This window comes from Siminovitchia fortis (genome assembly GCF_007681465.1).
GTDB classification, from domain to species: Bacteria; Bacillota; Bacilli; order Bacillales; family Bacillaceae_C; genus Siminovitchia; species Siminovitchia fortis.
The window spans coordinates 1-7,205 of sequence record NZ_VEKZ01000067.1 but is presented as its reverse complement, the minus strand read 5'-3'; the positions used below and the strand labels follow the sequence as shown (position 1 = coordinate 7,205).

Genomic DNA, 7,205 nt, shown 5'->3' with positions numbered 1-7,205 from the left:
CAGCAGGTTGTTCAGGTTTCTCTACCGGCTTTTCCGGTTCAGCAGGTTGTTCAGGTTTCTCTACTGGTTTTTCAGGTTCAGCAGGTTGTTCAGGTTTCTCTACTGGTTTTTCAGGTTCAGCAGGATCAGGATTAGGTTCAGACTTTATAGGAATAACTGTAACAAATAAATCAAACTCACCATTAATGGTAGAGTATCTTACGACCTCTCCATTACTTACAGGCTTTGAAACAGCACCTATTACCATAGCCTTCCCACTAGGGGTTACATATCCGACAACATACCCTTTACAAGCACCTGTGGCATCTGCTTCATTGCCTACGACATGTTTATTGGCATCAATAGTAATCGAACACTTCCCTACGCTTTCAGCATTCACAGAGTTAATTGGTAAAAGGATATTCCCCATTAATCCCAACGATAATGCACTTGCCATTAATTTTTTAAACATTTTATATTCCCCCTTAATAAAAGCATGTAGAAAACATAGCTTCTTTAATCTCCGAAAATAGTAGAAAATAACATCAGACCACCAACAAAAACAATACCAACCACAAATAAACTAACAACATGATCTTTCTCTTTAACAAAATGCGCGATTTTATCAAGACTAAATAACCAAACCCCAAGATGATAAATAATAAAGATGGATATACAACCAATAACAACAACAAGGACTAAACCAAGAACCATATAGAATAAGCTAGCGAAAAAGTTAAAAATAGCATTCATTTGATTCCCCCTTAATTGAAGTGATTATCTTTTGGCTTTGATTACATTATATCATACTGTAGTATGACATACAAGTCATACTACAATTGTTTTTTACTAATTCTTCATCTTCACTAATTAAAGTTAAAAACTATACTTTAGAACTCGCTCCTACACTCATTATCAAAGTATAGAAGGGGACTTAAAGGATCAAGACAACGATCATAGACACAAAAATCATTATTTCTAAACGAGGAAACTTATCATTGATTGTCTCCATTTTATAATCAATGGATGACCCTCTTCGTACCCCTTTTGAATATGGTTTCGGTTTTTGTTGTTGTAACATATCAACTCTTGAAATGATACTCACGATGGATAAAGCAGTCTGCCCAATTCTTCCAAAGCCTCCTTTTTCATGCGATAATACTTTGCCCTTGATACGTTCAGTTGAGTGTATACAAAATAATCCCCGTGATATTTTCCGTCCTCCCGTCTGTTCAAATATTTCAATTCTATCAACTTTTTGAACTCTTCCGGTAACAAGTCGAGCTTTTCATGAAAAAGGTTAATCCACTCATTTGCGATAATGGATTTTAGTGCATACGATTCCGTTTTACTACTAAATTGATTGTTACGATTGGGTGTATCAGATATTGTTGAAGTAATGGATGGTATAGCAGTTTCATTCGCCATAGCTTTCATTTTAAAATACCTATGTAACCATTTCGTTTCAACATACTCGATAAAGAATGACGAATCTTCTTGTAAAACCTGCTCAAGTTCATCTTTACTAAACAATTTTTCTGAATTTGTAAAGAAGCCAACACCTAATCGCATAGCCATTAAACTCCCCTCCAATTATTGATAATTTTTATTCGTTTGAATTGACCTTCCTTTCACCTTTCAGATAACTTTTAATATAGTTTATCCGTCCTAATAAATACCTTTGTTCTTCGATGGGGATTTTTTCCAAGAATTCAACATCATGTTCTAAACCTAACAACAGGCAATAAACTTCACTATTCTTTCTTTCATTTTTCGATAGTATAGACTCCTTTTTCTTTACTAGAGGAAACGGCATTAAAAGTCACCTCTTTGTTAATTCTAATATTAATAACAACGACTCCATATTCTGTCCTGTTTTATCACAAAATAAACCTAAAAATACTTTAAGTTTTTAATTCGTTTCCTCTTCATATAGAACTTTTATATTTCTAATCCCACCAAAAACACCTTTCTCGTACTCTATATGATCGTCTTTTTCTACAGAAAGCCAGACTTTTTCTGATACTTCATAATCCTTGCCATCAACAAAAATAATATATTTGTCACTTGAAACGACTGGTGTAACAGCTATACTTCCATTTGATCCAACACCTACTCCGACATTTACATCTCCTTTTTGGAAATGTTTCTCTTGAACAATCCCTTCGTAAATAATTGGTTCCCCTGATGTTTCATCAGTATCACAAGCAACTAAACTTATTAAGAAAAAGGGGATAACGTATTGTAAAATATTAAACCTTTTCACCTTTTTCATTTTCCCACTCCTTAACTGTTTCCAAGTTCCCTTCCTCCAACCTTAAATTGTTACTAAGTTTTGCAATCACCATTTTTTAAACATATCATCAAATTGTTTTTCCCAATAAGGACTCATGTTTACTCTTAGAGTTTCCTTTCCATTTGAAGATTTTCTGTATGGACTAACCTTAAATAAAATCTGAACGTTTTCAATCATACTTCTTTCTCTTTTGATTCTTGCATTTCCACCATGTTTTTTTGATGCTTGCAAAGAAATGAACTCATCCAAAGTTTTCCTCCCCCTCACCTTCTATCCAATCAAAAAACAGTCCTTTCTTTTGATATTTTCTATTCCTATCAGCGATTTCAGTGGAAATTAACTCATAAATACTTTTGTAGACATACCCCTGTGGGTTATTAATATTCCTTTCTCTTTCAATCTTACGAATTGCACGACTAAAGCAATTAACTATCTTTTGTTCAAGTTCAGGCTCATGTTCCAGCCATATCACACAATCATATTCTCTTTCAACGTTGTTCTTCGCTAAAATAATTGTTCGATAATACTTTTCAGCTTGTTCAGGAGTATCAGTAAACACTTGCAACACCAAAGCTAACTTTCTAGGAACTTTTTCTTCATTTTCAAAAAATGCTTGTTTCATGTATTCATTTTTCAACCTTTCTTTTTCCTCTGTAGTTAAAGAATGAATGAAAGGATTCTCTTTGTTGATAGCACTTTTAGTATCTTTGGTATCTATAGTATCTTTGTGTTTATTAAAACTGTTACTTTTTAAACTATTCTTTATAGTACCCGTGTTTTTCGTACTCGATTTTCCCGTACTCGAATAATTGGGGTATGGATTATCCGTACCCGAACTATTTGGGTATGGCATATCCGATCCCGTTTTTTTAGGGTATGGATCTTTTTTACTTCCGTCCTCTCCTATTTCCTCATCCACCACTGGAACAGGTATTGGCTCGATTGAATATATGTTTCTATCAAATTGACCCTTACTATCTTCTTCATTACTTCTTGTTTTGGTAATGGTTATCAAACCTTTTTCAATTAAAGGCTTCCTCCATTTGTAGTAAGTATCTTCACTCATACCTAACTCTGCACACTGCAAAGCTACACTTGGGAAAGCTGTACGTTCCCCATTACTGGAAATACTTGCAAATGAACACATATATGCATAAATGAGCTTTGACTGTTTTGGTAATGACTTATCTCGCATCACTTGTTTAGCAATCAATCCATATCCACCTTCGTAGATCGTTCCTTTGAATTGAATTACTGCATCCCCCAATGGTACACCCCCTCGTTCAAAAACCAATATATCATACTGTAGTATGACATACAAGTAATACTAATCCTCGGTATGACTTCAATTAGTTTTATTAATCCGATTAAGCTGTGACTCATTGATTTTTTTGTTCAAAAAACGATAACATTCATCCCTAGAGGAAAATGCAATATGTGATTCATGACAAGTGACTTCATATAGCCCAAACAAGTTTAATGATATTTTATAAATATCAACGTAAAAATCCTCTCCTTTTTTTAAGAGTAAAATTTTTCTATATAATGGATCGTCTTGCTTGTCTAAATAGTCGTATAAGCATGTTTGCTCCATATCAATTCCCCCTATTAATTTAGTGTTACTAAACACTATTTAATATTCCGAATCGTCTCCAATTGTTCTGAAACAGAACAATCTTCATTAAAAAAAAGCACCCAGCTAACCCCAAATAATTGCGCAATCCGTTTGGCAGTATCGACACTTACCGCATAACCCAACTCAGCTTTTGCATAAGTGGAACGCCCTATTTCTAAATCTTTAGCGACCTGCCATTGCGTCAAGCCTGAATTTTTTCGCATTTTACACAACCAAAGTCTTTTGACTGGCTTCAACAAAACATCATCCTTTTTGACCATATTTGTTATTATTTATCACAATTATATTGTGATGTTTCATAACTGTCAAGCGAAACATCCATTTATTTCTAGGTTTCAGTATCATACACTTCTATGCAAACACTGATATAATGTGATATAATATCACATAAAATAGGTATTTACTCTAAATATTAATACCAATTATGAGTAGGTGGTAGGGTTTGAGTTTTAATGTTCGTTTAAGGGAATACCGCAAAAGAGCAAAGTTGACGCAAGAGGAAATAGCAAAAAAATTAGGTATCAAGAGATCGACTTATGCTAAATACGAGACAGGTGAAAACCAACCTGATTATAAAATGCTAGAGAAGCTGGCAGATTTTTTTGAAGTTACAACTGACGATTTATTAGGTAGAGATAACAAAAAACATGACAAAGAGCCATATAATTCGTTAAAAGAAATAAATGATTTCGTTCGTGAATTAGGCATCGACAGCGTAGGCTTTTTTAACATAGACGATTGGAAGAATTTAGATAAAGAAGATGTAGAAGAGATTAAAAAGCATTTTGAGTGGGTTGCACATAAAGCTAAAACCAGGAAAAAGTAGTAAAGTCCTACAAAAAAAGGAAAAAAGCTAAACATTTGTCGATTTATTGGGTCTATCGTATCATGACTAATGTGAGTACTATAGTAGTGTTTTAAAAAATGTTACATCAGGAGTGATACGATGTTTTTTTATTGTCCTACACATTTGGAAGAATGGATTTCTAAATGGTACATCAATGAAGGAATTATACATCCAAGTGACATTGACATTGAAGCTATATGCCAAACCAAAGACATACTCTATGTTGAAAAACCCATTTTTTCACACTACGTCATTGCTGAAGATATGAAAATGATTGTAGTAGACGAAAGAATTGAGGAGGTTAGAAAAAAAGAACATTTTTTTCATGAACTTTTCCATGTTGAATTACATTCGGGAATCCAAACATCTTTGCCAAATCAGTATAGATGCTTACAAGAAGCACAGGCTTCCAACTGTTCCCGATATGCATTAATTCCCTATCATATGTTGAAATTTATTGACTTTAATTCCCATAATGTTATCGAGGATATGCAAAATAAATTTAAAGCGAGCGCCAAGATCTGTATTGAAAGACTTGCTGAAATACACAGAAGAATCACCAGCAATAACAGTGATATACATAATCCCCAAAGAAAAGCAAACTAATAGATTTATCTTAGGTTTAAAATCTTTTGCAAACGAATTCAAAGAGTAGCGACATGCTACTCTTTTTTTGTTCTACATACTTTAAAAAAGTAATTATTAATTAGATTATTATTGAATTATGCCATACAGTATGATATATTGGACATAAAATAGGTTATAAACGATTAATAGGAGTGATTTTCTATGTTAGCATTTGCATTTGATGTAGGGAATGGCTTTGTTAAGGCTAAAAATGGAAAGAGGACAATTATTGCGCCTAGCACGATTGCAAAGAGAGATAGTATCGGTACATCAAGCATTATCAATATGGCAACAGAATTTGACACAAATTCAGGTTATAACGAATTTGAATCAAATTTAGATGACGGAGAAGTGTATATTTGGGGAGATGGAATCAAAAACGCAGTTGATCCCGATTCTTTAATTCCTACATATACCCATCATAATCGCTACATGCAAAAAAGGTTTAAGTTACTTTGTTCATTTATTTTAGCCGAACTAGCAAGTGATTATGAAGAATATGAGCTTGATGAAGTAACAATAGTGACTGGTGTACCTTCTCAAGAGGTAGGAACAAAGGAATCAGAAGAATTTAAACGCTTTTTACAACAAAAGCATGTTGTAACCCGTAATGGAGTGCAACGCATGATAAACGTTGTGGATGTAAGAATCATCGAACAACCTTTGGGAACATTACTAAACGAATACATGAATGATTCGGGACAAATTCATAAAACTCTAATGACAAGTACTATTACCGTTATTGACTTCGGAGCAGGAACAACAATTATGGATACATTTAAGAATTTAAAACGCCTAGATGACAAATCTGAAACGTTTTACGAAGGAATGAATGATGTTCATAAACGAATAGCGAAACGTATTGAAAGAGAAAATGGAGTAAAAGGTTTAGACTCTTCATTTGTCGAAGAAGGATTTAAAAACGGAACAATGATCGCTGAAATATCTGAAAGAAAAAAGTATCCATTTGAAGATATTGCAAAGGAAATTATAATTGATTTTGTGGAAAAGCGTATTTCTGATATAGACAGCACCTTAACCAATCGAAACAGCATAGACAATTTTATTCTCACTGGTGGTGGAGTTAATATCGTTGGAGAACATTTCAAAAAGGCTTTTAATGAAGAAGCTTTAAAAGTTGTTGTCGATTCTCAAGAATCGAACTTGAACGGGTTTTACAAACTATCAAGCACTATTTCCGCAAATAATAAACCAAATAATAAACAGAAGTTGGCGTAACAGGAAAAATTAATGGAGTGTCTTGTCTTATTGAATGGATAAGACACTCTAAAAAAGTTAAAGTTAGGAGTTTTTATCATGGCACTAGTTAGACGAATTTTTTCATATGATGACATAGAGGACAAGGTAATTCATGATTTTTTAGAAAGTATACCTGAAAGACAACGTTCCAGGCACATACGAATGGCAATACGTTTATATATAAATGAAACAAGAGGATCAGGAAATATCCCAACAAGTTCCAATCAAAATATCTCAAGTAATACGAAAAAAGACCACGAAACGAAACCTAAAACAGTAGAACAGAAAGAGAAAACAAGTGATGAATTTATTGACCTAGACCAAGATTTTCTTGATGATCTAGGGAAATAATTTGCGGATGAAATTTAGAGAAATAAAAAAGAAACTGAATTTTATACCATTAATGAACATAAATTAAATTATGATACCCACTCCACAAAACTCGGAATTCTAAGTAATCCCTTACTAGTATAATTTCGAAATTTAACTTTAGCCTTGCGGATTAACCCCCGAATTTTGGACATAGTTACTCTTAATCTATCTTTTTCTTAAAATAGCTA

The 7,205-nt window shown here is 33.3% G+C and carries 11 protein-coding genes and 1 pseudogene; 4 read left to right on the top strand and 8 right to left on the bottom strand.

The features are described from left to right. The 8 genes and pseudogenes from FS666_RS20505 to FS666_RS16695 form a co-directional block, all read right to left on the bottom strand. Nucleotides 1-451 (bottom strand): annotated as a pseudogene (locus FS666_RS20505) (hypothetical protein); the annotation flags it as partial. Nucleotides 452-495: 44 nt separating this feature from the next. Beyond that, the gene (locus FS666_RS16725; RefSeq protein WP_144463420.1) at nucleotides 496-732 is read right to left on the bottom strand and encodes a hypothetical protein; all 237 of its coding nucleotides are present in this window, start codon (nucleotides 730-732) and stop codon (nucleotides 496-498) included. A gap of 348 nt (nucleotides 733-1,080) precedes the next feature. After that, a complete protein-coding gene (locus FS666_RS16720) occupies nucleotides 1,081-1,557 on the bottom strand; it encodes an ArpU family phage packaging/lysis transcriptional regulator (RefSeq protein ID WP_144463419.1) in 477 nt (158 codons plus the stop codon). 334 nt (nucleotides 1,558-1,891) lie between these two features. Continuing rightward, on the bottom strand, nucleotides 1,892-2,254 hold the full coding sequence (locus FS666_RS16715; RefSeq protein WP_144463418.1) for a hypothetical protein: 363 nt from the start codon (nucleotides 2,252-2,254) through the stop codon (nucleotides 1,892-1,894). Between the two features lie 66 nt (nucleotides 2,255-2,320). Beyond that, nucleotides 2,321-2,524: a hypothetical protein gene (locus FS666_RS16710; protein WP_144463417.1), complete on the bottom strand. Its 204-nt coding sequence runs from the start codon at nucleotides 2,522-2,524 to the stop codon at nucleotides 2,321-2,323. After that, complete coding sequence (locus tag FS666_RS16705; RefSeq protein WP_144463416.1) at nucleotides 2,517-3,542, bottom strand: helix-turn-helix domain-containing protein; 1,026 nt, start codon at nucleotides 3,540-3,542, stop codon at nucleotides 2,517-2,519. Before FS666_RS16705 ends, FS666_RS16710 begins: the two co-directional genes overlap by 8 nt. Nucleotides 3,543-3,620: 78 nt before the next feature. Continuing rightward, a complete protein-coding gene (locus FS666_RS16700; protein ID WP_144463415.1) occupies nucleotides 3,621-3,869 on the bottom strand; it encodes a hypothetical protein in 249 nt (82 codons plus the stop codon). A 35-nt stretch (nucleotides 3,870-3,904) separates the two neighbouring features. After that, on the bottom strand, nucleotides 3,905-4,147 hold the full coding sequence (locus FS666_RS16695) for a helix-turn-helix transcriptional regulator (RefSeq protein WP_186306588.1): 243 nt from the start codon (nucleotides 4,145-4,147) through the stop codon (nucleotides 3,905-3,907). A 206-nt stretch (nucleotides 4,148-4,353) separates the two neighbouring features. Here FS666_RS16695 and FS666_RS16690 point away from each other — a divergent pair, with 206 nt between their 5' ends. The 4 genes from FS666_RS16690 to FS666_RS16675 all read left to right on the top strand — a co-directional run bounded on the left by FS666_RS16690 (nucleotide 4,354) and on the right by FS666_RS16675 (nucleotide 6,996). Next, the gene (locus tag FS666_RS16690) at nucleotides 4,354-4,737 is read left to right on the top strand and encodes a helix-turn-helix domain-containing protein (protein ID WP_144463413.1); all 384 of its coding nucleotides are present in this window, start codon (nucleotides 4,354-4,356) and stop codon (nucleotides 4,735-4,737) included. 120 nt (nucleotides 4,738-4,857) lie between these two features. Further along, entirely contained in the window at nucleotides 4,858-5,364 is a 507-nt protein-coding gene (locus tag FS666_RS16685) for an ImmA/IrrE family metallo-endopeptidase (protein WP_144463412.1), read from the top strand. A 183-nt stretch (nucleotides 5,365-5,547) separates the two neighbouring features. After that, on the top strand, nucleotides 5,548-6,624 hold the full coding sequence (locus FS666_RS16680) for a ParM/StbA family protein (RefSeq protein WP_144463411.1): 1,077 nt from the start codon (nucleotides 5,548-5,550) through the stop codon (nucleotides 6,622-6,624). Between the two features lie 78 nt (nucleotides 6,625-6,702). After that, nucleotides 6,703-6,996, top strand: a complete 294-nt coding sequence (locus tag FS666_RS16675) for a hypothetical protein (protein WP_144463410.1) — start codon at nucleotides 6,703-6,705, stop codon at nucleotides 6,994-6,996. Nucleotides 6,997-7,205 lie beyond the last annotated feature (209 nt).

Coding starts and splice junctions, on each gene's coding strand:
- FS666_RS16725 (WP_144463420.1), bottom strand. CDS start 732: ATGAATGCTATTTTTAACTTTTTCGCTAGCTTATTCTATATGGTTCTT.
- FS666_RS16720 (WP_144463419.1), bottom strand. CDS start 1,557: ATGGCTATGCGATTAGGTGTTGGCTTCTTTACAAATTCAGAAAAATTG.
- FS666_RS16715 (WP_144463418.1), bottom strand. CDS start 2,254: ATGAAAAAGGTGAAAAGGTTTAATATTTTACAATACGTTATCCCCTTT.
- FS666_RS16700 (WP_144463415.1), bottom strand. CDS start 3,869: ATGGAGCAAACATGCTTATACGACTATTTAGACAAGCAAGACGATCCA.
- FS666_RS16685 (WP_144463412.1), top strand. CDS start 4,858: ATGTTTTTTTATTGTCCTACACATTTGGAAGAATGGATTTCTAAATGG.
- FS666_RS16680 (WP_144463411.1), top strand. CDS start 5,548: ATGTTAGCATTTGCATTTGATGTAGGGAATGGCTTTGTTAAGGCTAAA.
- FS666_RS16675 (WP_144463410.1), top strand. CDS start 6,703: ATGGCACTAGTTAGACGAATTTTTTCATATGATGACATAGAGGACAAG.